Origin of the sequence: Pseudomonas sp. 10C3 (assembly GCF_036346185.1) — a bacterium.
Classification (GTDB): domain Bacteria; phylum Pseudomonadota; class Gammaproteobacteria; order Pseudomonadales; family Pseudomonadaceae; genus Aquipseudomonas.
Genome location: NZ_JASJVE010000010.1, coordinates 1 through 26,285, shown reverse-complemented (window position 1 = coordinate 26,285; position 26,285 = coordinate 1). Strand labels below are relative to the sequence as shown.

26 protein-coding genes are annotated in these 26,285 nt (G+C 56.6%); 17 read left to right on the top strand and 9 right to left on the bottom strand.

The features are described from left to right. Nucleotides 1-16: 16 nt before the first annotated feature. The 12 genes from QN399_RS11365 (at nt 17) to QN399_RS11310 (ending at nt 13,696) form a co-directional block, all read left to right on the top strand. A complete protein-coding gene (locus QN399_RS11365; protein WP_322182454.1) occupies nt 17-1,051 on the top strand; it encodes an ABC transporter substrate-binding protein in 1,035 nt (344 codons plus the stop codon). 96 nt (nt 1,052-1,147) lie between these two features. Next, nucleotides 1,148-2,395 (top strand): ABC transporter permease, encoded by a 1,248-nt coding sequence (locus QN399_RS11360; RefSeq protein ID WP_322182452.1) that lies wholly within the window; start codon nt 1,148-1,150, stop codon nt 2,393-2,395. A gap of 11 nt (nt 2,396-2,406) precedes the next feature. Continuing rightward, nucleotides 2,407-3,231 (top strand): ABC transporter permease, encoded by an 825-nt coding sequence (locus QN399_RS11355; RefSeq protein WP_322182450.1) that lies wholly within the window; start codon nt 2,407-2,409, stop codon nt 3,229-3,231. A gap of 133 nt (nt 3,232-3,364) precedes the next feature. Next, entirely contained in the window at nt 3,365-4,039 is a 675-nt protein-coding gene (gene rpe, locus QN399_RS11350; protein WP_322182448.1) for a ribulose-phosphate 3-epimerase, read from the top strand. Then, entirely contained in the window at nt 4,036-4,854 is an 819-nt protein-coding gene (locus QN399_RS11345) for a phosphoglycolate phosphatase (RefSeq protein ID WP_322182446.1), read from the top strand. The genes rpe and QN399_RS11345 overlap by 4 nt, the downstream gene beginning before the upstream one ends. Nucleotides 4,855-4,924: 70 nt before the next feature. Next, on the top strand, nt 4,925-6,406 hold the full coding sequence (trpE, locus tag QN399_RS11340) for an anthranilate synthase component I (protein WP_322182444.1): 1,482 nt from the start codon (nt 4,925-4,927) through the stop codon (nt 6,404-6,406). 651 nt (nt 6,407-7,057) lie between these two features. Beyond that, nucleotides 7,058-8,800: an ABC transporter permease subunit gene (locus tag QN399_RS11335; protein ID WP_330200946.1), complete on the top strand. Its 1,743-nt coding sequence runs from the start codon at nt 7,058-7,060 to the stop codon at nt 8,798-8,800. A 14-nt stretch (nt 8,801-8,814) separates the two neighbouring features. Beyond that, nucleotides 8,815-10,137: a nitrate/sulfonate/bicarbonate ABC transporter ATP-binding protein gene (locus tag QN399_RS11330; RefSeq protein ID WP_322182439.1), complete on the top strand. Its 1,323-nt coding sequence runs from the start codon at nt 8,815-8,817 to the stop codon at nt 10,135-10,137. A gap of 333 nt (nt 10,138-10,470) precedes the next feature. Continuing rightward, nucleotides 10,471-11,070 (top strand): aminodeoxychorismate/anthranilate synthase component II, encoded by a 600-nt coding sequence (locus tag QN399_RS11325; protein ID WP_322182437.1) that lies wholly within the window; start codon nt 10,471-10,473, stop codon nt 11,068-11,070. A 21-nt stretch (nt 11,071-11,091) separates the two neighbouring features. Next, nucleotides 11,092-12,141: an anthranilate phosphoribosyltransferase gene (trpD, locus tag QN399_RS11320; protein ID WP_322182435.1), complete on the top strand. Its 1,050-nt coding sequence runs from the start codon at nt 11,092-11,094 to the stop codon at nt 12,139-12,141. Continuing rightward, nucleotides 12,138-12,962 (top strand): indole-3-glycerol phosphate synthase TrpC, encoded by an 825-nt coding sequence (gene trpC / locus QN399_RS11315; RefSeq protein ID WP_322182433.1) that lies wholly within the window; start codon nt 12,138-12,140, stop codon nt 12,960-12,962. The genes trpD and trpC overlap by 4 nt, the downstream gene beginning before the upstream one ends. A gap of 38 nt (nt 12,963-13,000) precedes the next feature. Further along, the gene (locus tag QN399_RS11310) at nt 13,001-13,696 is read left to right on the top strand and encodes a lipoate--protein ligase family protein (protein ID WP_322182431.1); all 696 of its coding nucleotides are present in this window, start codon (nt 13,001-13,003) and stop codon (nt 13,694-13,696) included. 14 nt (nt 13,697-13,710) lie between these two features. Here the strand turns inward: QN399_RS11310 and crp are convergent, their stop codons facing one another. Next, nucleotides 13,711-14,355 (bottom strand): cAMP-activated global transcriptional regulator CRP, encoded by a 645-nt coding sequence (gene crp, locus QN399_RS11305; RefSeq protein WP_322182429.1) that lies wholly within the window; start codon nt 14,353-14,355, stop codon nt 13,711-13,713. Nucleotides 14,356-14,562: 207 nt separating this feature from the next. Between crp and QN399_RS11300 the strand changes: the two genes are divergently transcribed. After that, complete coding sequence (locus QN399_RS11300; RefSeq protein WP_322182427.1) at nt 14,563-14,985, top strand: OsmC family protein; 423 nt, start codon at nt 14,563-14,565, stop codon at nt 14,983-14,985. A 253-nt stretch (nt 14,986-15,238) separates the two neighbouring features. Next, nucleotides 15,239-16,033, top strand: coding sequence for an adenosylmethionine decarboxylase (gene speD, locus QN399_RS11295; RefSeq protein WP_322182425.1), 795 nt, complete (start codon nt 15,239-15,241; stop codon nt 16,031-16,033). Nucleotides 16,034-16,113: 80 nt separating this feature from the next. Here speD and coq7 read toward each other — a convergent pair whose 3' ends face one another. The 6 genes from coq7 to hemJ all read right to left on the bottom strand — a co-directional run bounded on the left by coq7 (nt 16,114) and on the right by hemJ (nt 20,565). Beyond that, entirely contained in the window at nt 16,114-16,761 is a 648-nt protein-coding gene (gene coq7, locus QN399_RS11290) for a 2-polyprenyl-3-methyl-6-methoxy-1,4-benzoquinone monooxygenase (RefSeq protein ID WP_322182423.1), read from the bottom strand. A gap of 124 nt (nt 16,762-16,885) precedes the next feature. Further along, nucleotides 16,886-17,224, bottom strand: a complete 339-nt coding sequence (locus QN399_RS11285) for a histidine triad nucleotide-binding protein (RefSeq protein ID WP_219064341.1) — start codon at nt 17,222-17,224, stop codon at nt 16,886-16,888. A 63-nt stretch (nt 17,225-17,287) separates the two neighbouring features. Further along, nucleotides 17,288-18,076: an SDR family oxidoreductase gene (locus QN399_RS11280; RefSeq protein ID WP_322182420.1), complete on the bottom strand. Its 789-nt coding sequence runs from the start codon at nt 18,074-18,076 to the stop codon at nt 17,288-17,290. A 78-nt stretch (nt 18,077-18,154) separates the two neighbouring features. Beyond that, nucleotides 18,155-19,051 carry a DUF805 domain-containing protein gene (locus QN399_RS11275; protein WP_322218259.1) on the bottom strand — a complete coding sequence of 299 codons (897 nt, stop codon included), beginning with the start codon at nt 19,049-19,051 and terminating at the stop codon, nt 18,155-18,157. Between the two features lie 87 nt (nt 19,052-19,138). Continuing rightward, on the bottom strand, nt 19,139-20,107 hold the full coding sequence (locus QN399_RS11270) for a nitronate monooxygenase family protein (protein WP_322182416.1): 969 nt from the start codon (nt 20,105-20,107) through the stop codon (nt 19,139-19,141). Between the two features lie 29 nt (nt 20,108-20,136). Next, nucleotides 20,137-20,565 carry a protoporphyrinogen oxidase HemJ gene (gene hemJ, locus QN399_RS11265; protein WP_322182414.1) on the bottom strand — a complete coding sequence of 143 codons (429 nt, stop codon included), beginning with the start codon at nt 20,563-20,565 and terminating at the stop codon, nt 20,137-20,139. 136 nt (nt 20,566-20,701) lie between these two features. On the opposite strand from hemJ, the gene argC reads away from it, so the two are divergent. Continuing rightward, nucleotides 20,702-21,736, top strand: a complete 1,035-nt coding sequence (gene argC / locus QN399_RS11260; RefSeq protein ID WP_322218257.1) for an N-acetyl-gamma-glutamyl-phosphate reductase — start codon at nt 20,702-20,704, stop codon at nt 21,734-21,736. Between the two features lie 83 nt (nt 21,737-21,819). Continuing rightward, complete coding sequence (erpA, locus tag QN399_RS11255) at nt 21,820-22,170, top strand: iron-sulfur cluster insertion protein ErpA (protein WP_330200945.1); 351 nt, start codon at nt 21,820-21,822, stop codon at nt 22,168-22,170. Between the two features lie 55 nt (nt 22,171-22,225). Here erpA and QN399_RS11250 read toward each other — a convergent pair whose 3' ends face one another. Beyond that, nucleotides 22,226-23,329 carry an anhydro-N-acetylmuramic acid kinase gene (locus tag QN399_RS11250; RefSeq protein ID WP_322182410.1) on the bottom strand — a complete coding sequence of 368 codons (1,104 nt, stop codon included), beginning with the start codon at nt 23,327-23,329 and terminating at the stop codon, nt 22,226-22,228. Nucleotides 23,330-23,332: 3 nt separating this feature from the next. Next, a complete protein-coding gene (locus tag QN399_RS11245) occupies nt 23,333-24,763 on the bottom strand; it encodes a peptidoglycan DD-metalloendopeptidase family protein (protein ID WP_330200944.1) in 1,431 nt (476 codons plus the stop codon). A gap of 210 nt (nt 24,764-24,973) precedes the next feature. On the opposite strand from QN399_RS11245, the gene tyrS reads away from it, so the two are divergent. Continuing rightward, nucleotides 24,974-26,173 carry a tyrosine--tRNA ligase gene (gene tyrS, locus QN399_RS11240; RefSeq protein WP_330200943.1) on the top strand — a complete coding sequence of 400 codons (1,200 nt, stop codon included), beginning with the start codon at nt 24,974-24,976 and terminating at the stop codon, nt 26,171-26,173. The last annotated feature ends 112 nt before the right edge of the window (nt 26,174-26,285 follow it).

Genomic DNA, 26,285 nt, shown 5'->3' with positions numbered 1-26,285 from the left:
GTGGAGAGAACAATAAATGCTTAAATCTTTGAAGTTCACCGCTATTACGCTCGGCATGATGTGCGCGGCAAACGCCATGGCGGCGGCAGATCTGACCGTTATATCCTTCGGCGGCGTCAACAAGGCAGCTCAGGAAAAAGCGTTCTACGCACCGTGGGAAAAAGCTGGCAACGGTAAGGTGGTTGCGGGTGAGTACAACGGCGAAATGGCCAAAGTCAAAACCATGGTCGACACCAAGAGCGTCTCTTGGGACCTGGTAGAAGTCGAATCGCCCGAGCTGTCCCGTGGTTGCGATGAAGGGATGTTCGAAGAGATCGATCCTGCGATGCTTGGCAAGTCGGAAGACTATGTCAAAGGCGCTATCCAGACCTGCGGCGTTGGCTTCTTCGTGTGGTCCACCGTGCTGGCCTACAACGCCGACAAACTGAAAACCGCCCCAACCAGCTGGGCTGATTTCTGGGACGTGAAAAAATTCCCGGGCAAGCGTGGTCTGCGTAAAGGCGCCAAGTACACCTTGGAATTCGCCTTGATGGCTGACGGCGTAGCCCCTAAAGATGTTTACAAAGTGCTGGCGGGTAAAGGCGGTCAAGACCGTGCATTCAAAAAGCTCGACGAACTCAAGCCGAGCATTCAGTGGTGGGAAGCGGGCGCACAACCGCCACAGTTCCTGGCCTCCGGTGACGTCGTGATGAGCTCCGCCTACAACGGCCGTATTGCCGCTGTGCAAAAAGAAAGCAACCTGAAAGTAGTCTGGAACGGCGGCATCTACGACTTCGACGCATGGGCCATCCCAAAAGGCTCGAAAAACGCCGAAGCAGCGAAGAAATTCATCGCCTTCTCGGTCAAGCCAGAACAGCAGAAGACCTACTCGGAAAACATCGCTTACGGCCCAGCTAACACCCAAGCCGTACCGCTGTTGGACAAAGGCATCCTGAAAGATATGCCGACCACCCCGGAAAACATCAAGGACCAGGTGCAGATCGACGTGAGCTTCTGGGCTGACAACGGCGAGCAACTGGAGCAGCGCTTCAACGCGTGGGCGGCCAAGTAACCGTTTTACGTTGAGTTAGATCCAGGTGCGCTCCCTCTTCTGCTGTAGATAGGGAGGAGGGGCGCATCCATCGTTCAAAGATTTTCGGAGTTCGCTATGGCCATCACAGTGCCCCTTACAGAAGGCGCCAGCCCCACCCTGAAACAGCGTCTGGCTCGTGCTGAACGGGTCAATCGCTGGAAGGCTCAGGCATTGATCGCTCCTCTGGTGCTGTTTTTGCTGCTGGTATTTCTGGTGCCGATTATTGCGCTGCTCTACAAGAGCGTCGGTAACCCTGAAGTGGTCGGCGCCTTACCGCGTACGGTTGCAGCGGTGGCCCAATGGGACGGCAAGAGTCTTCCGTCCGAGGCTGCTTACCAGGCACTGAGCGTGGACCTGGCTGAAACCCGCAAGAATCAGACCCTTGGCGATTTGTCCAAGCGCCTGAATATGGAACTGGCCGGTTATCGCAGCCTGCTGACGAAAACCGCCCGCGCATTGCCGTTCAAGACTGAACCGACTTCTTATAAAGAAGCGCTCGAAGCTGTCGATGAGCGCTGGGGCGATCCTGCCTATTGGCAAGCGATCCGCCGTAACACCAGTAGCGTTACTCCTTATTACTTGCTGGCCGCAGTCGACCATCGCATCGATGACCTCGGTGAAGTGGCGCCCGCGACCCCTGATCAAGCAATTTACGTGGATATTTTCGCCCGCACGTTCTGGATGGGTCTGGTCATCACCGCGATCTGCCTGGTACTGGCTTACCCGTTGGCGTACCTGCTGGCGAATCTGCCTTCCCGGCAAAGCAACCTGCTGATGATTATGGTGCTGCTGCCATTCTGGACCTCGATTCTGGTGCGGGTTGCCGCGTGGATTGTATTGCTCCAATCGAGTGGCTTGATCAACAGTGCCTTGATGGCGATGGGCATCATTGATAAACCGCTGGAGCTGGTGTTCAACCGGGTCGGCGTTTACATCTCGATGGTGCACATCATGCTGCCGTTCATGATCCTGCCGATTTACAGCGTGATGAAGGGGATTTCCCCGACGTACATGCGGGCGGCCATTTCCCTGGGCTGCCATCCATTCGCCAGCTTCTGGCGCGTGTATTTCCCCCAGACCTATGCGGGTGTCGGTGCAGGTTGTCTGTTGGTGTTCATTTTGTCGATTGGCTACTACATCACGCCGGCGTTGCTCGGCAGCCCGAACGATCAGATGGTCAGCTACTTCGTCGCCTTCTACACCAACACCAGTATCAACTGGGGCATGGCCACGGCTTTGGGCGGTTTGCTGTTGATGGCAACCATCGTGCTTTACCTGATTTATAACTGGCTAGTCGGCGCCAGCCGCATGCGCCTGAGCTGAGGAGAATCAACATGCTGAGCCCTTACACGTCTCCTATTGAGCGGGTCTGGTACTACGCCCTGCGTATTCTCTGCGGGCTGGTGCTTTTGTTTCTGGTCCTGCCGGTGCTGGTGATCATTCCGCTGTCGTTCAACTCAGGGAGCTTTCTGGTCTACCCGCTGCAAGGGTTTTCCATGCACTGGTACCAGGACTTCTTCTCCTCAGCTGAATGGATGCGCTCGCTGAAGAACAGCATGATCGTTGCGCCTGCGGCCACGGTATTGGCAATGGGCTTCGGTACGCTGGCAGCGATTGGCCTGACGCGTGGCAACTTCCCGGGCAAGGCGTTGGTCATGGCCCTGGTGATTTCGCCAATGGTCGTTCCGGTGGTCATTGTCGGTGTCGCCAGCTACCTGTTCTTCGCCCCGCTGGGGTTGGGCAACAGTTACATATCGCTGATTCTGGTGCATGCGGTGTTGGGTGTGCCCTTCGTGATCATCACGGTGTCGGCGACCTTGCAGGGCTTCAACCACAATCTGGTTCGTGCTGCCGCCAGCCTCGGGGCATCCCCACTGACTGCGTTCCGCCGGGTGACCTTGCCGCTGATCGCGCCAGGTGTGGTATCGGGTGCGTTGTTTGCGTTCGCCACCTCGTTCGATGAAGTGGTCGTGACCTTGTTCCTCGCTGGCCCGCAACAGGCCACGCTGCCCCGGCAGATGTTCAGCGGTATTCGCGAAAACCTCAGCCCGACCATCGCCGCTGCGGCCACTATGCTGATCGCGTTCTCGGTGGTGCTGTTGCTGGTACTGGAATGGTTGCGCGGACGTAGCGAGAAGTTGCGAACTCAAGTGGCTTGATCGATCTGGCAGGAAATATCCGAGGCTGACCCCGGTTCTGCGGGATCGGGGTCTGGCTCGGATCTGTGGAGAGTTGCACCCGGCCCGACTAAGGTACAATGCGCGCCACCGAGATTCTGCTCAAAGGTGCGTCATGCAGCCCTTCGTTATTGCTCCTTCAATTCTTTCCGCCGACTTCGCCCGCCTGGGCCAGGAAGTCGACAATGTTCTTGCCGCTGGCGCGGACATTGTTCACTTCGATGTCATGGACAATCACTACGTACCTAACCTGACCATCGGCCCGATGGTCTGCACGGCATTGCGCAAGTACGGGATCACCGCGCCCATCGATGTTCATTTGATGGTCAGCCCGGTTGACCGCATGATCGGCGACTTCATCGACGCTGGCGCCACGTACATCACCTTCCACCCTGAAGCCACGCAGCACGTCGACCGCTCACTGCAGTTGATCCGTGAAGGCGGCTGCAAGGCCGGTCTGGTGTTCAACCCGGCCACGCCGCTGAACGTGCTTGAGTATGTGATGGACAAGGTCGACATGATCTTGCTGATGAGCGTGAACCCCGGTTTTGGCGGGCAGAAGTTCATTCCCGGCACCCTGAACAAACTGCGTGAAGCGCGGGCGCTGATAGAAGCCTCCGGCTATGACATTCGTCTGGAGATCGACGGCGGGGTCAATGTGAACAACATTCGTGAGATCGCTGCCGCCGGTGCCGACACCTTTGTCGCGGGCTCCGCTATCTTCAACGCGCCGGACTACCAAGAGGTCATCCAGAAAATGCGTGCCGAACTGGCGTTGGCTCGCCCATGAGCGGGTTTGAGCAGCTGTTCCCGGGCCGCTTGCCCAAGCTGGTGATGTTCGATCTGGATGGCACATTGATCGATTCGGTGCCGGACCTTGGAGCGGCCGTGGATAAAATGCTGCTCAAACTGGGGCGCCCGCCCGCGGGTGTCGAGGCTGTACGGCTCTGGGTCGGCAACGGGGTGCGCGTATTGGTGCGTCGCGCCTTGGCCAGCGACATCGATCACAGCGCCGTTGATGAGGCGTTGACCGAAGAGGCCCTGGCGATTTTCATGGAGGTATACGCGGGCAGTCACGCGCTGACGCAGGTGTACCCCGGGGTGCGCGAAACCTTGAAGTGGATGCAGAAACAGGGCGTTGAAATGGCCCTTATCACCAACAAACCGGAGCGCTTCGTCGCGCCGCTGCTGGATGAGCTGAAGCTGGGACGGTTTTTCCGCTGGATCATCGGCGGCGATACGTTGCCGCAACAGAAGCCTGATCCGGCTGCGCTGTTTTTTGTGATGAAAATGGCCGGTGTTCCGGCATCCCAGTCGCTATTTGTCGGTGACTCGCGCAACGATGTGCTGGCAGCAAAAGCGGCAGGCGTTGCCAGTGTGGCGCTCAGCTATGGCTACAACCATGGCCGGCCGATTGCCGAGGAATCGCCGTCGCTGGTTATTGATGACCTGCGTATGCTGCTTCCCGGTTGCTTAGATTCTGCCGCTGCGCTAACGTTGGCCGACGTCAAATCCCCCCCTCAAAGAGATTCCATCGTGGTGGTCACCCGCAAGCTCTGGATGAAAGTCATCAAGGCCCTGGCCCGCTGGCGTTGGCGCGCCTGACTTGACTCTGGCCGGTCCACCGGCGCGTTTGCATACCTGACCGTTTTACCCTCAAGCCACGAGGCTGATCATGACCCGCGAAGAATTTCTGCGTTTGGCTGCTGCCGGTTACAACCGTATCCCGCTTGCCTACGAAACCCTTGCCGACTTCGACACACCGCTGTCGATCTACCTGAAACTGGCCGACCAGCCGAACTCTTATTTGCTGGAGTCGGTGCAGGGCGGCGAGAAATGGGGCCGCTACTCGATCATTGGCCTGCCATGCCGCACCGTGATGCGTGTTCACGAACAGCAGATCAGCGTGACCCGGGACGGCGTCGAGATCGAGCGCCTGGAGTCGGAAGACCCGTTGGCGTTCGTCGAAGAATTCAAGGCGCGCTACAACGTGCCGACCATTGCCGGGTTACCGCGTTTCAACGGCGGGCTGGTGGGTTACTTCGGTTACGACTGCGTGCGTTATGTCGAGAAGCGCCTGGGTAAATGTCCGAACCCGGACCCGCTGGGCGTGCCGGATATCCTGCTGATGGTGTCGGATGCGGTGGTGGTGTTCGACAACCTCGCCGGCAAGATGCACGCGATCGTGCTGGTCGACCCGGCTGAAGCCGGCGCCTACGAAAGTGGCCTGGCGCGTCTGGACGAGCTGATGGGAAAACTTCGTCAGCCGATTACCCCACGTCGCGGTCTTGATCTGACCCGGCCGCAGGCGCCTGATCCGATATTCCGCTCCAGTTTCACTCAAGACGATTACGAGCGCGCAGTGGACACCATCAAGGAGTACATCCTTGCCGGTGACGTGATGCAGGTCGTTCCGTCGCAACGCATGTCGATCGACTTCAAGGCCGCCCCCATCGACTTGTACCGTGCGCTGCGTTGTTTCAACCCGACGCCTTATATGTATTTCTTCAACTTTGGCGACTTCCATGTCGTGGGCAGTTCGCCGGAAGTATTGGTGCGGGTCGAAGACAACCTGATCACCGTGCGCCCGATTGCCGGTACCCGTCCGCGCGGCGCAAACGAAGAAGAAGATCTGGCGCTGGAAAAAGACCTGCTTTCCGATCACAAAGAGGTCGCCGAGCACTTGATGTTGATCGATCTGGGGCGCAACGACACCGGTCGCGTGTCTGAAATCGGCTCGGTCAAACTCACGGAAAAAATGGTCATCGAGCGTTACTCTAACGTGATGCACATTGTTTCCAACGTCACTGGCCAGTTGAAAAGCGGCCTGACGGCGATGGATGCCCTGCGTGCGATTCTGCCGGCGGGCACTTTGTCTGGCGCGCCGAAAATCCGCGCCATGGAAATTATTGACGAGCTGGAACCGGTCAAGCGTGGTGTCTATGGTGGCGCAGTGGGGTACCTGGCCTGGAACGGCAACATGGACACCGCGATTGCGATCCGTACCGCAGTGATCAAGAACGGTGAGCTGCACGTGCAGGCCGGTGGCGGTATCGTCGCTGACTCTGTGCCCGCGCTGGAATGGGAAGAGACCCTGAACAAGCGCCGCGCCATGTTCCGTGCGGTGGCGCTGGCTGAGCAAGAACCGCTTTCCTGAGGTGAGGGCGGTGTGTCAAACACACCGTCTTCGTGCTCGTGAGCAATCTCGCTTCGTAAGCTGGCCAATGGTGCTTTGCACGCGTGATAACGCACTGTTCGCCCAGGTAGACTGCCATGCCTCGTCAGCTTTGTATGGATGGCGCGGCGGCGGGAAACCAGATAATCACTGTAGGGTTATGCCTTAACAAAAAACTCTGCGTAGAGCAGGGCTGTTAACGCACCAAAAGTTACGTTGGCTGTGCGCAATTGTAACATTTTGATGCGTATAATCCGCCGCGGAAAAGTCTTGTCTTGATGGCGTCACCCCTAGGGTGCCATTTCGCTATTCCTCCCGAATGCCAATCTTAAACCCGCGCAAGGAGACTCCAGCCATGGATCCTGCCCATTCTCGGTGGGTCACGCAGTGGGACGCCAAACGGAATGTAATGGGTGCGCGGGATTATTCAGCGGTCTGAATCACTGAATGACTTGGCCACCTTCCCTGCATCTACCGTGTAGCGTTCGCTTGCGTGGCCTCTCTCAGTTGTTTCGTTTCCCCTCATTAGAGTGTGCTGTGACTGCCTGTTGCGCAGTTTCGGATGCTGCGCTCTGGAAGACACTGACCTTGTGGTCAGGGACCATGCTCAGATAGCTGCTGGAATCAGTGAACATGAATAAGGTATTCCGTCATTACATCCCGGTAACCGCAAAGCGGCTGCTTCCCAACCGTTGGGATCTGGTAGCCATGCCGTTGGTTATCGGTTTTTTGCTGTTTTTTTCGATTGGCGCACAACAGACCTGGGCACCGATTTCAACCTTGCAGAGCGAGGCTATTTCGCTTGATCCGGGTAACCTGCCCGAATATGCGGTACGCACCACATTGCGCATGCTTGCAGCGATGGTTGCGTCCCTGATATTTACGCTGGTTTACGGTACGTTGGCTGCCAAAAGTCGGCGGGCAGAGAAGCTGTTGGTGCCGGTGCTGGATATCCTGCAATCGGTGCCCGTTCTGGGCTACATCTCGTTTACGGTAACGTTTTTCCTGTTGCTGTTTCCAGGCCGCGTACTGGGCGCTGAATGCGCTGCCATTTTTGCCATCTTCACCAGCCAGGCCTGGAACATGACGTTCAGCTTCTATCAGTCACTGCGTATGCTGCCTAGTGACTTGGTGGAGGTGTCCAGCAATCTACAGCTTTCCGGTTGGCAAAAATTCTGGAAGCTGGACGTTCCGTTTGCCATACCAGGGCTAGTCTGGAACATGATGATGAGCATGTCCGGGGGCTGGTTTTTTGTGGTTGCCTCGGAAGCCATCACCGTGGGCGACAAGACCATCACGCTGCCAGGTGTAGGCTCCTATCTGGCGGTTGCCATCGAACAACGCGACCTGCATGCGGTGGGCTACGTCATCCTGGCGATGATTGCGGTCATCCTTCTCTATGACCAGTTCCTGTTTCGGCCGTTGGTGGCATGGGCCGACAAATTCCGTATGGAAGACACCGCCTCCCAAGCTGGCGCGCCTGAATCCTGGGTGCTGAACCTGATTCAGCGGACCCGGGTTATTCAACGCCTGTTGCGGCCTTTTGCCCGGGCCATGACCCGCATTGGCCACATGCGCCTGAGCTTGCCTCGATCGAAAACCGTGGCGACACCCCCTGATCCCGCCATTTCACGGGCTATCGACTGGGTGTGGGGGGGAGTGATTGCGGTGCTCACGCTGTACATCCTGTACCGGATCGCGGGTTACGTTAGCAGCGAGGTGACACTTGCAGAGGTCGGGCATGTGCTCGGGTTGGGTCTGATTACCCTGTTGCGGGTCACTCTGCTCATTGCCGTCGCATCAGTCATCTGGGTGCCACTTGGCGTGATGATTGGTTTACGTCCGCGCCTCGCGGAAAAAATCCAGCCGTTAGCCCAGTTCCTGGCTGCCTTCCCTGCAAACTTATTGTTTCCAGTGTTTGTCATCGTCATTTTGCGCTATCAGTTAAACCCCGATATCTGGTTGAGTCCGCTGATTGTGCTGGGTACACAGTGGTACATCCTGTTCAACGTAATTGCCGGTGCCAGTGCCTTCCCGAATGACTTCAAGGAAGCTGCAGCCAATTTTCGCATCCGCGGCTGGTTATGGTGGCGCAAGGTAATGCTGCCAGGCATTTTCCCGTATTACGTAACCGGGGCGATCACTGCTTCGGGCGGGGCATGGAATGCCAGTATCGTTTCCGAATTCGTTTCATGGGGACAAGACAAGGTAGTGGCGCACGGATTGGGCGCCTACATTGCCCAGACCACTGCGGCCGGTGACTTTCCGAAAATCACGCTCGGCGTGGTGGTGATGTCGCTCTTTGTCGTGGCTTTCAATCGCTTGGTATGGCGGCCGATGTACGCCATTGCCGAAAACAAACTCCGCCTGAATTAACAGGAGTCGATGTTATGAATACCTATACCGAGCAGGCTAGCGCCGCCCCCGAAATTTACTCGCTCAATGATGTGAGCCGGGCTTTTGGCAAGGGCAAGGATGAGTTACAGGTTCTCAGTGGTGTCGATCTGACGCTACGCGAAGGCGAAATTGTGGGCATGCTGGGCCGCTCCGGGTCGGGCAAGTCGACGCTGCTGCGCATCATCGCCGGCCTGATACAACCCTCGTCTGGCGAGGTTCGATACAACGGCTCCTTGTTGACGGGCCCCGCCGAAGGTGTGGCCATGGTTTTTCAAACCTTTGCGCTGTTTCCATGGCTGACCGTACTTGAAAACGTAGAGGCAGGTCTTCAAGCGCTGCAGGTAGAGCCCAAAGCAGCACGTAAGCGTGCGCTGGATGCAATCGACCTGATCGGTCTTGATGGGTTCGAGAACGCCTATCCGCGCGAATTGTCTGGCGGGATGCGTCAACGCGTGGGCTTTGCCCGAGGCCTGGTGGTCAACCCAACCTTGTTATTGATGGACGAGCCTTTCTCTGCCCTGGATGTATTGACGGCAGAAACACTGCGAAGCGATTTGCTGGATCTGTGGAGCGGGAAACAACTGCCGATAAAATCCATCTTGATCGTGACTCACAACATCGAAGAAGCGGTATTGATGTGCGACCGTGTTCTGGTCTTGTCGTCAAATCCTGGGCGGGTCGTGGCGGAAATCAAAGTGCCGTTCGTTCACCCGCGCAATCGGCTGGATCCAACCTTTCGCAAGATGGTTGATGATATTTATGCGTTGATGACCAACCGGCGCAGTGCTGATGCCAGCACCGGCAAGGCCGAACTGCAAATGGGCAGTCCGCTGCCGGATGTCTCCACCAACCTGATGGCGGGCCTGATCGAAGCGTTGGCGGCCGAGCCCTATCATGGGCATGCCGGTTTGCCGAATGTTTCAGAACGGCTATTGCTGGAAGTCGACGATTTGTTCCCGGTGGCAGAGATGCTGGAGCATCTGGGGTTTGCTGAGCTCAAGGGCGCTGAAATCACGCTCACAGAGGCTGGCAAGTTATTCGCCGAGTACGGCACCCAGGAGCGAAAAACCATTTTTGCCGAGCATCTGGTCAAACATGTGCCATTGGCCGCACGTATCCGCCAGGTATTGCAGGAACGGCACGGGCACTGGGCGCCACGTGTACGCTTCGAGCAGGAACTGGAAGATTCGCTCAGTGGGTCCTTTGTGGAGGAAACACTGGAGAGTGTGATCAGTTGGGGGCGATACGCAGAAATTTTCTCCTACAATGACAACACTGAAACGTTCAGTCTGGAAGATGTCGAAGGCAGCCAGTAACACGTTCAGCGCATGAGATGGCAGCGTGGGGAGGGCTCGATATTGCACCGTGTGCGTGGGTAGGCTACTGTGCCCAAACGTATACATGAGACCTCCCCCAGTGTTAATCCTCAGCAAACTTTTTGTGCGCGTTATCAAGGCTCTCGGCCGTTGGCGTTGGCGCGCCTGACTGTTCTCCCTTCCGGCCAGCCGGACCTGTACCGATATGCCCTTCGATTGACTTGTCAGAGTGCCTGAGCTGGATGAATCCCAGTGACCAGACAGTGTGCGTCCGACAAGCGAGCAATATCCAAGGGCGGCTTTAAAAGTCAGTAATTTCAAGAGGTTAAATACATGTTGCTGATGATTGATAACTACGACTCCTTTACTTATAACGTCGTGCAATATTTGGGTGAGTTGGGTGCCGAGGTCAAAGTGATCCGCAACGACGAGCTGAGCATTGCCGAGATCGAAGCCCTGAACCCCGAGCGCATCGTGATTTCCCCTGGCCCATGCACCCCGACTGAAGCAGGCGTATCGCTGGAGGTGATCAAGCACTTCGCCGGTAAGTTGCCGATTCTGGGCGTGTGCCTGGGCCATCAGTCTATTGGTCAGGCATTTGGGGGCGATGTAGTGCGGGCGCGGCAAGTGATGCATGGCAAGACCAGTCCGGTGATTCATGAAGACCTTGGCGTATTCGAAGGCTTGAATCATCCGTTGACGGTCACCCGTTATCATTCTCTGGTCGTCAAGCTCGAAACCCTGCCCGATTGCCTGGAGTTGACCGCCTGGACTGAGCTTGAAGACGGTTCGGTCGATGAAATCATGGGCCTGCGGCACAAAACGCTAAATATCGAGGGGGTGCAATTTCACCCTGAGTCGATTCTTACCGAGCAGGGACATGAGCTGTTCGCCAACTTCCTCAAGCAAACTGGCGGCAGCCGTCAGGGTTAAGGGGCTTTCAAGGTTATGGCTATGGATATCAAAGGCGCGCTGGCTCGCATCGTCAACCAGCTTGATTTGAGCACCGAGGAAATGCGCGACGTCATGCGCGAAATCATGACAGGTCAGTGCACAGAAGCGCAGATAGGCGCCTTCATGATGGCCATGCGCATGAAAAGCGAAAGCATTGATGAAATCGTCGGTGCTGTTTCGGTCATGCGTGAGTTGGCCAGCAAAGTCGAACTCAAGTCCCTCGACGGCGTGGTCGACGTGGTTGGCACGGGCGGCGATGGCGCAAATATTTTTAACGTCTCCACAGCATCGTCCTTTGTGGTCGCGGCGGCTGGTTGCACGGTTGCCAAGCACGGTAATCGGGCTGTGTCCGGCAAAAGTGGCAGCGCCGATCTGCTTGAGGCGGCGGGTATCTATTTGAACCTGACGCCTGTGCAGGTTGCCCGCTGTATCGAAAGCGTGGGCATCGGCTTCATGTTTGCCCAGTCCCACCACGGCGCAATGAAATACGCCGCTGGTCCGCGTCGCGACCTTGGATTGCGCACCCTGTTTAATATGCTTGGCCCGCTTACGAATCCGGCCGGCGTCCGCCATCAGGTGGTAGGGGTGTTCAGTCAGGCGCTGTGCCGGCCGTTGGCCGAAGTCTTGCTTCGTCTCGGAAGCAAGCACGTATTGGTGGTGCACTCCCAGGATGGTCTGGACGAGTTCAGCCTCGCGGCACCGACCTTCGTGGCCGAGCTGAAAAATGGCGAAGTGACTGAATACTGGGTACAGCCGGAAGATGTGGGGATAAAAAGCCAGAGCCTGATCGGCCTGGCCGTGGAAAGCCCTGCTGCATCGCTGGAGTTGATCCGCGATGCCTTGGGGCGACGCAAGACCGAAAACGGGCAGAAAGCGGCCGAAATGATCGTGCTCAATGCGGGCGCAGCACTCTATGCTGCTGATCATGCGTCTACGCTGAAAGAGGGCGTTGCACTGGCCCACGATGCGCTGCACACCGGCCTTGCCCGGGAAAAACTGGAAGAGTTGGGTGCCTTTACCGCGGTATTCAAGCAGGAGAATGAAGGATGAGTGTGCCGACGGTTCTGGAAAAAATTCTCGCCCGCAAGGTTGAGGAGGTCGCTGCCCGCAGTGCCATGGTGAGTCTTGCCGAGCTCGAGCGCCAAGCGGCACTGGCCGACGCGCCACGCGGTTTTGCCAAGGCATTGATCAAGCAGGCCAAGAGCAAGCACCCTGCGGTCATCGCCGAAATCAAAAAAGCATCGCCGAGCAAAGGCGTGATCCGGGAAAACTTTGTCCCTGCTGACATCGCCAAAAGTTATCAAGCAGGTGGGGCAACCTGTCTGTCTGTTCTGACCGACATTGATTTCTTTCAAGGTGCCGATGCTTACCTGCAACAGGCGCGTGCCGCCTGCAGTCTGCCGGTGATTCGTAAAGACTTCATGATCGATCCGTATCAGATCGTCGAAGCCCGCGCATTAGGCGCCGACTGCGTGTTGCTGATCGTTTCCGCGCTGGACGATTCGAAGATGGCCGAGCTGGCTGCCGTCGCCAAAAGCGTGGGCCTCGATGTGCTGGTCGAAGTGCATGATGCCGCTGAGTTGGAACGCGCCCTCAAAACACTGGATACGCCGTTGGTGGGCATCAACAACCGTAACCTGCACACCTTTGACGTCAACCTGGAAACGACGCTGGACCTGCTGCCGCAGATTCCGAGTGATCGCTTGGTCATCACCGAAAGCGGCATTTTTAATCGCGCGGATGTCGAGCTGATGGAAGTCAGCGGGGTCTACTCATTTCTGGTGGGTGAAGCGTTCATGCGCAAGCAACACCCAGGGGCTGAACTGCAACGTTTGTTCTTCCCTGAGCGTGGGCCATTGATCAGTAATTAAGCGGATAGCCCTGACGCAGCGCCTACAGAGAAACCAGCATGTTAGACAAAGTCATCGATATATCCGTCGAGGCAGGCCTGCAGGCCGAGCAGGATTTGCTCGCCGCTGTGTGTGCCGGCGAGTTCGAGTACGGTTTGCTGTTATGGCGACCGCTTGATCGGGCCTTGGTGATGCCGCGACGGATGAGCCGTCTCGCAGGTTTTGAACAGGCTACCGAAGCATTGGCGGTCAGCGGGTGGCCAATACTGCTGCGTGAAAGCGGCGGCGAACCGGTCCCGCAATCACCGGCGGTGGTCAACATCGCATTGGTTTACGCCCAGCCGCGCGGTGACAATGACCGCGACCGGATCGAAAATGCCTATAACCGTCTGTGTCAGCCGATCTGTGATGTGCTGATCGAGTTGGGCGGAGCTGCCTCACTCGGGGAAGTGGACGGAGCCTTCTGTGACGGGCGTTTCAACGTCAACCTGGACGGCCGGAAAATGGTCGGTACGGCTCAGCGTTGGCGGCAGAGTCAGGGCGGGCAACGCCCCGTCGTATTGGCCCACGGCGCGCTGCTGCTGGATAACGAGCGCGAGCAAATGGTCGCTGCGGTCAACCGCTTCAACCAGATCTGCGAGCAGGATCAACGAGTCCGCGCCCACAGCCACATTGCCCTGCATGAAGCCTTCCCGGCTGCTGATGTGCTGGACCGGCTAGCCGAGCGCTATCAAAAGATCCTTGCAGGATTTTGAGCTGCCCGGCTTGCTTAGCGCGTACCAAACACCACCATGGTTTTGCCTTTGACATGCACCAGGTTCTGCTCTTGCAGTGCCTTAAGTACGCGGCCGACCATTTCCCTTGAACATCCGACAATGCGCCCGATTTCCTGGCGGGTAATCTTGATCTGCATCCCGTCGGGGTGGGTCATGGCATCGGGTTGCTTACACAGATCCAGCAGGCTGCGTGCGACCCTTCCGGTGACGTCGAGAAACGCCAGGTCGCCGACTTTTCGCGTGGTATTGCGCAACCGGTCAGCCATCTGGCTACCGATGGCGTAGAGGATATCCGGTTCTTGCTGTGTGACTTCACGGAATTTGCTGTAACTGATCTCAGCCACTTCGCACTCGGTTTTGGTGCGAACCCAGGCGCTACGCTCTACCTCGTGCCCGATCCGGTCAAACAGGCCCAGCTCACCAAAAAAATCGCCGGCATTCAGGTACGCGACAATCATCTCCCGACCCTCGTCGTTCTCGATCAGGATGGTGACAGAACCTTTGATGATGAAGAACAGCGACTCAGAGCGATCACCTGCGCAAATGATGGTGTGTTTGGCTAAGTAACGGCGCTTCTGGCAATGCCCGAGAAGGTTGTCGAGGTTTTTTATTTTGGGTGTAAGGGTTATAGCAACCATGCATGTATCCCGAAAAAGTACTGCGCCACACGGCATCCTTATAGGTATCGGCCGTGCGGGTGATTTGTCGCAGCTTATCAGGAGAGTTTGCTGTTTTTTGGGAAATTTCCTACGGACTTAATTTGATTTGGCATTTAACCGGGCATCCAGTGACAGTGTGGCCCTGTGCTAAGCTGGCGACCCTTTTTTAGCAGTGGAGTCTTGGCGATGAAGGCACGCATCCAATGGGCTGGCGAAGCCATGTTCCTCGGTGAATCCGGTAGCGGTCATGTGGTGGTAATGGACGGCCCGCCGGAAAGCGGCGGTCGCAATCTGGGCGTGCGTCCTATGGAAATGCTCCTGCTCGGCTTGGGCGGTTGCAGTAACTTCGACGTGGTCAGTATCCTGAAGAAGTCCCGTCAGCCGGTAGAAAGCTGCGAGGCGTTTCTGGAAGCCGAACGCGCGAGCGAAGATCCGAAGGTATTCACCAAGATCCATCTGCACTTCTTGGTCAAGGGCCGAGGCTTGAAAGAGGCTCAGGTCAAACGCGCCATCGAGCTGTCTGCCGAGAAGTATTGTTCGGCCTCTATCATGCTCGGTAATGCCGGTGTGGAAATTACCCATGACTATGAAATCATCGAACTGGGCTGAAACGACACTCAACTTTCACAAAAGCGGCGCACACTTGGCGATACCCGCTAGCCGACAGGCGCCGACGTCGGCATAATGCGCCACTTTTTCAGGGTGCGACCCGCTGTACCAAGGCTATAGTCGCCCCCGAACGGACAACCAAAATCGCCACCGCGAAGAGGTGTTAACCGTCCTACGCAGATGAGCCGGCCTCATCTGACGGGCATGCTTGATCACGCGGCCCGGGCCGCACATATATAGAGAGTTATTAACGGTGAAAAGCAAACTCAAGCTCCACGGGTTCAATAACCTGACAAAGACCTTGAGCTTCAACATCTATGACATCTGCTATGCGGAAACTCCGCAGGACCAGCAAGCTTACGTCGAGTACATCAATCACGAGTACGACGCCGAACGCCTGACGCAGATCCTCACCGAGGTTGTCGATATCATTGGCGCCAATATCCTGAACATCGCTCGTCAGGATTATGACCCGCAAGGTGCTAGTGTGACCATTCTGATCTCCGAGCAGCCGGTGACACCTACCGACAGCCAGATCGAAGAGTCCCCGGGGCCGCTGCCAGAGACCATCCTGGCGCATCTCGACAAGAGCCACATCACGGTGCACACCTACCCAGAAATTCACCCGGTCGATGGCATCGCGACATTCCGTGTGGACATCGATGTGTCGACCTGTGGGGTGATTTCACCGCTTAAGGCGCTCAACTACCTGATCCACCAGTTCGATTCCGACATCGTCACCGTCGACTATCGCGTGCGTGGTTTCACCCGTGACGTTGAAGGTAAAAAACACTTCATCGATCACGAGATAAACTCGATCCAGAATTACCTCTCTGTAGACACGCGCGCCGGTTACCAGATGACCGACGTGAACGTTTACCAGGAGAACCTGTTCCACACCAAGATGCTGCTCAAGAACTTCGAATTGGATGACTACCTGTTCGGTGATGCGACCAGCGACTTGTCGACCGAACAGCGTGATCAGGTCACCGAGCGCGTGAAGCACGAAATGCTGGAAATCTTCTACGGACGCAACGTCAACGTTTAAGATTTACCGGATTCGTCAGTACAAAGAAGAAAGGCGCCCATCGAGGCGCCTTTCTTGTGTCTGCCGTCATGGCGCGGCGGTTATATCCGATACGTGCTTTGGGTCATGACCTTGGCCAGCAGACTCATGCCGAATTTGATCGGTGCCGGAAAACGAAATCCGCCAGCATCCAGCGCGCTTTCGGCGTGGCGTTCTTCATCGATGCGCATTTGCTCGAGAATGGCCCGGGACTTTTCGTCTTCGGCGGGCAGCTGCTGCAAATGATCGTTCAGGTGCTTGCAAACTTGATCTTCGGTCGCGGCCACAAAACCGAGGCTGACCCGATCACTGATCATGCCAGCAGCGGCACCGATCCCGAAGGAAATACCGTAGAACAGTGGGTTGAGCACACTGGTGTGGCTACCCAATTGGCGGATGCGCTGTTCGCACCAGACCAGATGGTCAATCTCTTCTTCGGCAGCGTGTTCCATAGCTGCCCGCACTTTCGGTAACTTGGCGGTCAGCGCCTGGCCCTGATACAGCGCTTGCGCGCAGACCTCGCCGGTATGGTTGATGCGCATCAGGCCCGCAACGTGCCGGGTATCGACGTCGCTCATCTTGGTTTCGGACTGAACAATGGCGGGTGATGGTCGATACGGTTGCACGCTGAAAGGCAGCAGCGTGCGCATCGCAGCATCGGCTTGCAATAAAAGACGGTCAACAGGGGAGTAGTGACGTTCGGTAGCCATGGGCACCTCCGGATAAATCCACGGCGGCCAGTTTACCCGAATCAGTCGGGCGCGGCTTGAGATGGATCAGCCCGCCGGGTTTGCACCGGCAATCTCAGCGGGCGTAAGTCGTTGAAACGTTGAATCAGCCTGGCGGCCAATGCATCTGACGCTGACCCAGTACGTGCATGTGAATGTGATAGACGGTCTGTCCGCCTAGCTCATTGCAGTTCATGACCACCCGGAAGCCGTCGTCGCAGCCCAGTTCTTTGGCCAGACGTTGCGCAGTGAACAGGACATGACCGAGCAGCCCTTTGTCATCTTCGGTCACGTCGTTAAGCGTGCGGATCGCTTTTTTCGGAATGACCAGAAAATGCACCGGCGCTTGCGGGGCAATATCGTGAAAGGCCAGCACCTGATCATCTTCGTAGATGATTTTTGCCGGTATCTCTCTGTTGATGATCTTGGTGAACAGAGTCTCCACAACCATTTCTCCGTTTTGATAAGTGCTTGAGTGTACTGAGGGGCGGGGGCCACGCCCAGTTCTTTAGCGCGGGCAGTACGTCTTGTTGATCGCGCCGGATATTTTCCGGGTCAGCCAGCGCGGACCTAGACGCGGGGTAAACGCCAACAGCTTATTGCGCCAGCCGGGAATGATCACTGCGCGATTTTTCGCCAGTGCTCGCACTGTATGAAGCGCGACTTCCTCTGGGCTCATCATCCTTTTACTGTGTTCCAGCTTGCCGACTTCCAAATGTGCATTACGGAAAAACTCGGTGCGGGTCGGGCCAGGGCAAAGGACTGAAATTTTTACACCGGTTTTTTTCAGTTCCTCACGCAGCCCTTCGGAAAAGTGCAGCACATAGGCCTTGCTGGCGTGATAGCTGCTCATCCATGGACCAGGCTTGAAGGCCGCTACCGAGGCAACATTGAGTATCTGCCCGCCACCCTGGACCGCCATGGTATTGCCGAGGGCATGACACAGGCGGGTGAGCGCCAGTATGTTCAGTTCGATCAAGTCTTGTTCCTGGCCCCAATCCTGGGCCAGAAACGGTCCGCAGGTACCGATGCCTGCGCAGTTCACCAGCAAATCAATCTGTCGTTCGCCTTCTTCAAGTTCCAGCAAGAAGCCGGAAAGACGTAGCGGCTCCCCCAGGTCGCAGCCCCGAAACAGGACCTCGACACCAAAACGCTGGTTCAACTCAATGGCAATGCTTTCCAGCAGGTCCCGTTGACGGGCCACCAGAATCAGGCTGCGACCACGGCGCGCCAAGGCTTCGGCCATGGCCAGGCCGATGCCGCTGGAGGCACCAGTGATCAGAGCGTAACGGGTCATGCACATTCTCCAGGCAGCGACCGCGAGCCACGGCAGTGTGCGTCGGGCTCAAGCGGGCGCGTTATTCATCTTTATAGTCTACAGACGCTGGCTGTCGGCGGGTTGCGCGGTATCGCTGTCGTTATCATCGTCGTAAGGCAGGATATTTTCATACTCGCTGGCGGTGGTTTGCACCTCACTTTCGAACGTGGAGATGCCTCCGACGAAAGCGCCGATCATCAGGATGGCGATAATCGCGAGCCACAAAGAGGCCAGGACTTTTACCGCCTTGGTGTTTGGAGGTTGCGGGGCTCCGTACTGGTTGGCGCCGGTATTGCCCGGGATGACCATCATCAGGATCGGAAACAGGCTGCCTACGAACGGCACGAGATTGATCAGCAACAGCCAGCCGGACCAGCCGAGATCGTGCAGCCGCTGCACGCCGATCTGCACACTGACGATAAAAAAGCCGATCCCTGCGATGGCAATGAGCAATCCACCGCCCACCAGTGAGCGGGTCAGGACCGCTGCGCACAGGCCGGTAACGGCAAGGATGGCGACCATGAGCACCAGCGTCCAGGCCAGATAGCGTAAACGACCTATCCGGCCTTGAACGGTGAACACTTTAAGTTCGCCAAACGCTGGCCATGCGGCCCCCACCTGAGCCCGTGGTGGAGCATAAGGCGATGCTCCGTGCGATGGTGCTTCAGGCGCTCTATACGGTTTGGGCTCGTCGATCTCTTCCAGACTCAAACTGATAGCGGGATCCGCTTCGATCCGGGCTTCGACGCCAGCATCATTCAATACGCTCAGGTAGTGCAGGGCTTGCTCTTGCGACAACCCGCGCTTGAGCGCAACGGGCTGGCCGTTGAACAGTCTTTCGACAGCTGATAGTTCACGTTTGAACAGGCCAGCCATATTCAGTTTGGCGGTCTCGATGTCGACGCCAGTGCGCAGCTTCCCTTCGAAGACAATTTTGAAGTGGGTTTCGGCCATGCTTGGCTTCCTTGTCTGGGTAAAACAGAGTTATGGCTAACGCAGCTGAGCCTGAAAATGGCCGAAAAGGCGGCCGCTGGCGGGCAATCAGTGCGGCCAGCGTCTGGCCAGGTCTGCTGAGCGTGTTTGCGCCTTACGGTATTCAGCATCCAGGCGCGCAATCAGTTCGTCGACGCTGGGCATATCGTCAATATCACCAACGCCTTGCCCAGCGGACCATACGGTTTTCCAGGCTTTTGCTTCATCGCTGATGGGTTTGAGCTTCGAGCCGAAGTCGACTTCACCCTTGCCTTGCAGAGCCGCGAGGTCAAAACCTGCATTCTCCAGACTTTTGCGCATGAAGCTGGCAGGCACGCCGGAGACCGCAGCGGTATGGACGATATCGGCGGCTTTGGAGGTCAGCAGCATCTCTTTGTAAGCCTCCGGGGCATGGCTCTCACGGGTTGCGATAAAGCGTGTACCGAAGTAGGCCAGGTCCGCGCCAAGCAACTGCGCGGCAAGAATCTCGTGACCGTGGTTTAAACAGCCCGCCAGCAACAAGGTTTTATCGAAGAACTGGCGGATCTCGGCAATTAGCGAAAAAGGACTCCAGGTTCCGGCATGCCCCCCGGCGCCAGCCGCGACGGCGATCAGACCGTCTACGCCGGCTTCTGCTGCTTTTTCCGCATGGCGGCGAGTGGTCACGTCATGAAACACCAAACCACCGTAATCATGCACCGCATCGACCAGCTCCTTAACGGCGCCGAGGCTGGTGATCACGATGGGTACTTTATGCTCGATGCAGATGGCCAGATCAGCCTGCAAACGTGGGTTGCTGTTGTGCACTATCAGGTTGACTGCGTAGGGCGCCGGATTCACAAGCGCTGCCAGCCCGACTTCGATTTCCTCTAGCCAGGCTTTGAAACCACTGCTCTCGCGCTGGTTAAGTGCCGGAAAACTCCCGACCACTCCATTGCGGCAGCACGCCAGAACCAATTGCGGATTGGAGATCAGAAACATCGGTGCGGCCACGAGGGGCAGACGCAAGGACTGTTCAAGCAAGGCGGGCAGTGACATGAGCATTACTCCACGCATTCAGCTATTGATTAGAACGGTTTGACCACAACCAAAATGACGATAGCCAGCAAGATCAATACAGGAATTTCATTGAACCAGCGATAGTAGACGTGGCTGCGACCCTTCTCGCCACGCGCGAAGCGTTTGACTTGCGCGCCGCAGACATGGTGATAGCCAATTAGCAGAACCACCAACGTCAGCTTGGCGTGCATCCAGGCCTGGCTGAAATAACCGCTGGGGTTGAGGCTGATCAGCCAGATCCCGAACGCCAGTGTGGCAATCATTGCGGGCCCCATGATGCCTCGGTACAACTTGCGCTCCATGATGCAGAAACGTTCCCGGCTCGCGACGTCCTCGCTCATTGAGTGATAAACGAACAGTCTCGGCAGATAAAACAGACCTGCAAACCAGCAGACCATCGAGACGATGTGGAGGGCTTTGAGCCATAGAAAAAGCATTTTTGGTTATTCCCAAGTTCACGGTGGCCAAATAGTAGTGGTATGACCGGCCATACGTCACGTTCGCGGTTGTTCCTCAGGCCATACGCCCATATTATCAATGGTTTTCCACTAGGTTCGTTGAAGGGGCAGATTTATGGTCAAGGTCGGTATCGTCGGCGGCACGGGTTACACCGGGGTCGAGCTGCTGCGTCTGTTGGCACAGCATCCGCAAGCCGAGGTGGTGGTCATCACTTCTCGCTCCGAAGCAGGGCTGGCCGTGGCCGATATGTACCCTAACCTGCGAGGCCATTACGATGGCCTGGCTTTCAGCGTGCCAGACATCGCAGCACTGGGTGCCTGCGATGTGGTGTTCTTTGCCACCCCGCATGGTGTTGCTCATGCGTTGGCAGGCGAACTGTTGAACGCCGGGACCAAGGTCATCGACTTGTCGGCAGACTTCCGCCTGCAGGACGCAGACGAGTGGGCTAAATGGTACGGTCAGCCGCACGGCGCACCTGAATTGCTTAAGGAAGCGGTCTACGGGCTGCCCGAGGTCAATCGCGAGCAGATCAAGCAAGCGCGCCTGATTGCCGTGCCCGGTTGCTACCCTACCGCGACACAGCTGGGCTTTCTGCCGTTGCTCGAAGCTGGCCTGGCTGACGCCTCTCGGTTGATCGCCGACTGTAAATCAGGCGTCAGTGGTGCAGGGCGCGGTGCCAGTGTCGGCTCGCTGTACTCTGAAACCAGCGAAAGCTTTAAGGCGTACGCGGTCAAAGGCCATCGTCACCTGCCTGAAATCAGGCAGGGTCTGCGGCGTGCCTCAGGCGGAGATGTCGGCTTGACCTTCGTTCCACACCTGACGCCGATGATTCGGGGCATTCACTCGACGCTCTACGCCACGGTGCTGGATAAGTCCGTGGATTTGCAGGCGCTCTTCGAAAAACGCTATGCCGATGAGCCGTTCGTCGATGTGATGCCAGCTGGCAGCCATCCGGAAACACGTAGTGTACGTGGCGCTAACGTTTGTCGAATTGCCGTGCATCGTCCGCAAGGCGGCGATCTTGTGGTGGTGTTGTCGGTCATCGACAATCTGGTCAAGGGCGCATCAGGCCAAGCGGTACAGAATATGAATATTCTGTTCGGTCTGGACGAGCGTTTGGGCCTTTCCCATGCCGGTATGCTGCCTTGATTAGTTGACCAATTTACTAGGTCAAGCGGATAATGCCAGTCATTACGCATTATGACGGCATATAGCGCCGGGAGATATTCAGCATGAGCGTCGAAACCTTCACCCCTACGGCATTGGTATTAACTCACGGTGCAGCGCACAAGGTGAAGACTCTGGTCGATGAAGAGGGCAATGATCGCCTGAAACTGCGCGTATTTGTGACAGGTGGCGGCTGTTCAGGTTTTCAGTACGGCTTCACTTTCGATGAAGACGTGGCGGATGACGACACCATCGTCGAGCGTGAGGGTGTCAGCCTGGTGGTCGACCCGATGAGCTTCCAGTACCTGGCAGGTGCAGAAGTGGATTATCAGGAAGGGCTGGAAGGATCGCGCTTTGTGATCAAGAACCCGAATGCGTCCACCACATGTGGCTGCGGCTCGTCATTCTCGGTCTGATTTGGCTTGCTGGTCAGAGAACGCCGCGCTTATGTGCGGCGTTTTGCTGTGTGCGTCATGCCGGGTAGATGGCGCCTAGCACGCGCAGGCCGCGAGCACCGGTGACGCTAGGTCGGTTGGCGGGTACGCCTTCAAGGCAGCAGTGCGCCAACCAGGCGAAAGCCATCGCTTCGACCCAGTCAGGGTCTACGCCATAAGCCGCTGTACTGCTGACCTTGGTATCAGGCAGCAACGCGGTCAGCCTCGCCATCAGCGCCAAGTTGTGCGCGCCGCCACCACAGACCAACAGCTCATCAGTTTGCGTTTGTGCAGTTTGCAGCGACTGGGTAATGGTCAGCGCAGTCAGCTCAAGCAAGGTTGCCTGAATGTCTTCAGGGGCGAACATTGGCAGTTGGAACAGATGATGCTGAAGCCAGCCAGGATTGAAGACGTCGCGGCCTGTACTTTTAGGGCCTTGGGTCAGGAAAAACGGATCACTGAGTAGCGATTTCAGCAGCGCTGGCTCAATCTTGCCGCTCGCCGCCCAAGCGCCGTCGCGGTCAAAGCTGAGGCTGCGTTGTGTTTGTATCCAGGCATCAAGCAAGACATTTCCTGGTCCGCAGTCGAAACCGGACACGGGCTTGTCGGCTTCCAGCAGGCTCAGGTTGCTGAAGCCACCTATATTAAGAACTGCACGATGATTTTGTGGCGCGCCAAGCGGATTGTCGAAAAGGGCTTCATGAAACGCTGGCACCAGCGGTGCACCTTGCCCGCCTGCGGCTACGTCTCTGCGACGGAAATCGCTGACGACGGTGATCTCTGTCAGCTCTGCGAGCAGTGCGGGGTTGCCAATCTGGAGGGTGAAGCCGCGCGCGGGCTCATGACGAATAGTTTGTCCATGACTGCCGATGGCGCGTATCTCGCCCGCAGACAATTGCTCTTGGCTCAACAGCGCCAGAACACCCTGTGCGGCAAGACGCACCCACTTCTGCTCGGTGATAGCGGCCCGGGCAAGCTCATCGTTGCCACTGGCGCATAAACCCAGAAGCTCGGCGCGCAGATCATCCGGCATCGGTATGTAGTGGGTCGCCAGCAGTTTTGGTCGGTCGTCCTGTTCAATCAGGGCGATATCCAGCCCGTCAAGACTGGTCCCGGACATCACACCTATATAGAAGGCCATGGCTTAGCGCTTGTTCGAAGCGAGCAGGGTGGATTTCTCTTGGTCCATGCGGGCCATTAGCGGCTGGCTTTGTTGCATGAAACGCTGTTTTTCAGCTTTGGCGATTGGATCGGCCATTGGCAATTTCTGGCCCAGTGGGTCGACATGGACACCATTGACCTGGAACTCATAGTGCAAGTGCGGTCCGGTCGAGAGTCCGGTTGTGCCGATATAGCCGATGACCTGGCCTTGCCTCACATTGCTGCCGGTTTGTATGCCTTTGGCAAAACCCTGCATATGCCCGTACAGGGTTTGGTAGGTGTTGCCATGCTTAATGACTACGGTGTTGCCGTAGCCGCCACGACGACCCGCCAATAGAACCTTGCCATCACCGGTTGCTTTGATCGGTGTGCCGCGAGGCGCTGCGTAATCGACGCCTTTGTGGGCGCGGATCTTATTCAGAATCGGGTGTTTGCGGCCCATGGAGAACATCGAGCTGATGCGGGCAAAGTCTACCGGGGTGCGGATGAAGGCCTTGCGCATGCTGTTGCCGTCAGCAGTGTAGTAGCTGCTGTTGCCTTGCTTGTTGGTGTAGCGAACGGCAGTGTACGTTTTGCCTCGGTTGGTAAAGCGCGCTGACAGGATGTTGCCGGTGCTGATGGTTTTACCGTTGATGACTTTCTGTTCGTAGATCACATCGAACTCGTCGCCCTGGCGAATATCCTGAGCGAAGTCGATGTCGTAGCCAAAAACACTGGCCATGTCCATGGTCATACTGTGGGACAGGCCTGCGCGTTGAGCCGATTGGGAAAGCGAGCTGTTGATAACCCCATGAACATACGCAGTGCGTATGTTCGGCTTGGTGATTTCCCGGCTGAATGCATAGCCTTTGTCGGACTTGGACAAGCTGATGCTTTCCAGGTCGCTGACCTTGCTGTGCAGTTGTTTGAGCTGACCTTGAGGGGATAGCTCGAACTGTAGAATCTGCCCGTGCTTAAGCTGGCTGAATTGCTTGGCTTGTTTGTCGCTGGCCAGTACTTCATGCACGGCTGCAGCAGGAAGACCTACTTTCTCAAACAGGGTCGATAAGGTGTCGCCCCTGGAGACGACAACTTCTTTGTGAGTCGGGTTCTTGGCAACAATTGTGGGGGCAGGCTCTGCCTTCACAGGTTGTGCAGCGGCCGTTTCCTGAGTGTCGTCAGCGCCACTTTCGATCTGCGCAAATGGCGATGCAGTGACGTCGGGTGTGGCCTGAATCGGTTCTGAAGCGTCTTGTTCTTGTGTCAGTTGATCTGCAGGTCTTTCCAGATCAAGGTTCAGGGTGGTTTTTTTGGCTTCAACGTCGCTGGACGGGAAGACCAGAAGCGCCAGGCTCAGCAGGGCGGCGATGCCGCTTGCAGCGAGCAGGTGGCTCTTCGGATAAAGCGGAGGCGCCTTGGGCGGTGTGTCGATCATAGGTAATTTGACTTTGAAAAGATGAATTGGAAAAGATGAATGACATGATGATGAAGAAATAACTGTATAAAATATAACCAAATCATGCTCGAAGCAACCCTACGAACGCATCAGTCTCTGATTCGGCGGAGAGTGCTGGGCAAAAACTTGTAATCGGGCCCTGATCTTGTATGGTTGGGTCCCATTTAGATGAGCCATTACGGGGCTGTTATGAAGTCGGTTGAAGAGCAGCTAGCGCTGATCAAGCGCGGTGCGGATGAACTCCTGGTCGAGTCCGAATTGGTCGAAAAGCTTAAGCGTGGTCAGCCATTGCGTATCAAGGCCGGGTTTGACCCTACGGCCCCGGATCTGCACTTGGGTCATACCGTGCTTATTAATAAGCTGCGTCAGTTTCAGGAGCTTGGTCATCAGGTCATTTTCCTGATTGGCGACTTCACCGGCATGATTGGCGATCCTAGTGGTAAAAGTGCGACGCGGCCTCCGCTGACGCGCGAACAGGTTCTGGCTAACGCGGAGACCTATAAAACCCAGGTTTTCAAGATTCTTGATCCGGCAAAGACCGAGGTGGCGTTCAACTCCACCTGGATGGATCAAATGAGTTCGGCTGACTTTATTCGCCTGTCGTCACAATACACAGTGGCGCGGATGCTGGAGCGCGATGACTTTCATAAGCGCTACTCGACCAATCAGCCGATCGCCATTCATGAATTCATGTACCCATTGGTGCAGGGCTACGATTCAGTCGCGTTGCGTGCCGATGTCGAACTGGGCGGTACCGATCAGAAGTTCAACCTTCTGATGGGGCGCGAACTGCAGCGCGCCTATGGGCAAGAAGCTCAGTGCATTCTCACCATGCCTTTATTAGAAGGTCTGGATGGCGTGAAGAAGATGTCCAAATCCCTGGGTAACTATGTAGGGATTCAGGAAGCGCCGGGCATTATGTACAGCAAGCTGGTTTCAATCCCTGATGCCTTGATGTGGCGCTACTTCGAGTTGCTGAGCTTCCTCTCTATGGAGGAGATCAATGGCTTCAAGGCTGATGTCGCTGCGGGCGCGAATCCGCGAGATATCAAAATCAAGCTGGCTGAAGAGATCGTTGCCCGATTCCATGGCGAAGAGGCGGCGGCAACTGCGCATCGTTCGGCGGGCAACCGCATGAAAGACGGCGACCTGCCTGATGACTTGCCAGAGATCAGTCTTGCGGCCACTGACGACATGCCAATCGCGGCGGTCCTTAATAAAGCAGGCTTGGTCAAGAACTCCGCGGTTGCTCGGGATCTTCTGGCATCCGGTGGCGTGCGTATAGATGGTGAGGTTGTGGATCGCGCATTCGTGTTCAAGGTTGGCGCGACCCATGTTTGCCAGGCCGGGAAGAAGGCTTTTGGGCGAATTACGCTTAATTTGGAATAGGCCTGATTTAACCCTTGACGTAAGTTTTTTCGAGCCTATAATTCGCACCTCTTCCGGAGCAGATGAAACGGAAAACTCCTTGTAAATCAAAGAGTTATCCAGAGTAAGCGGC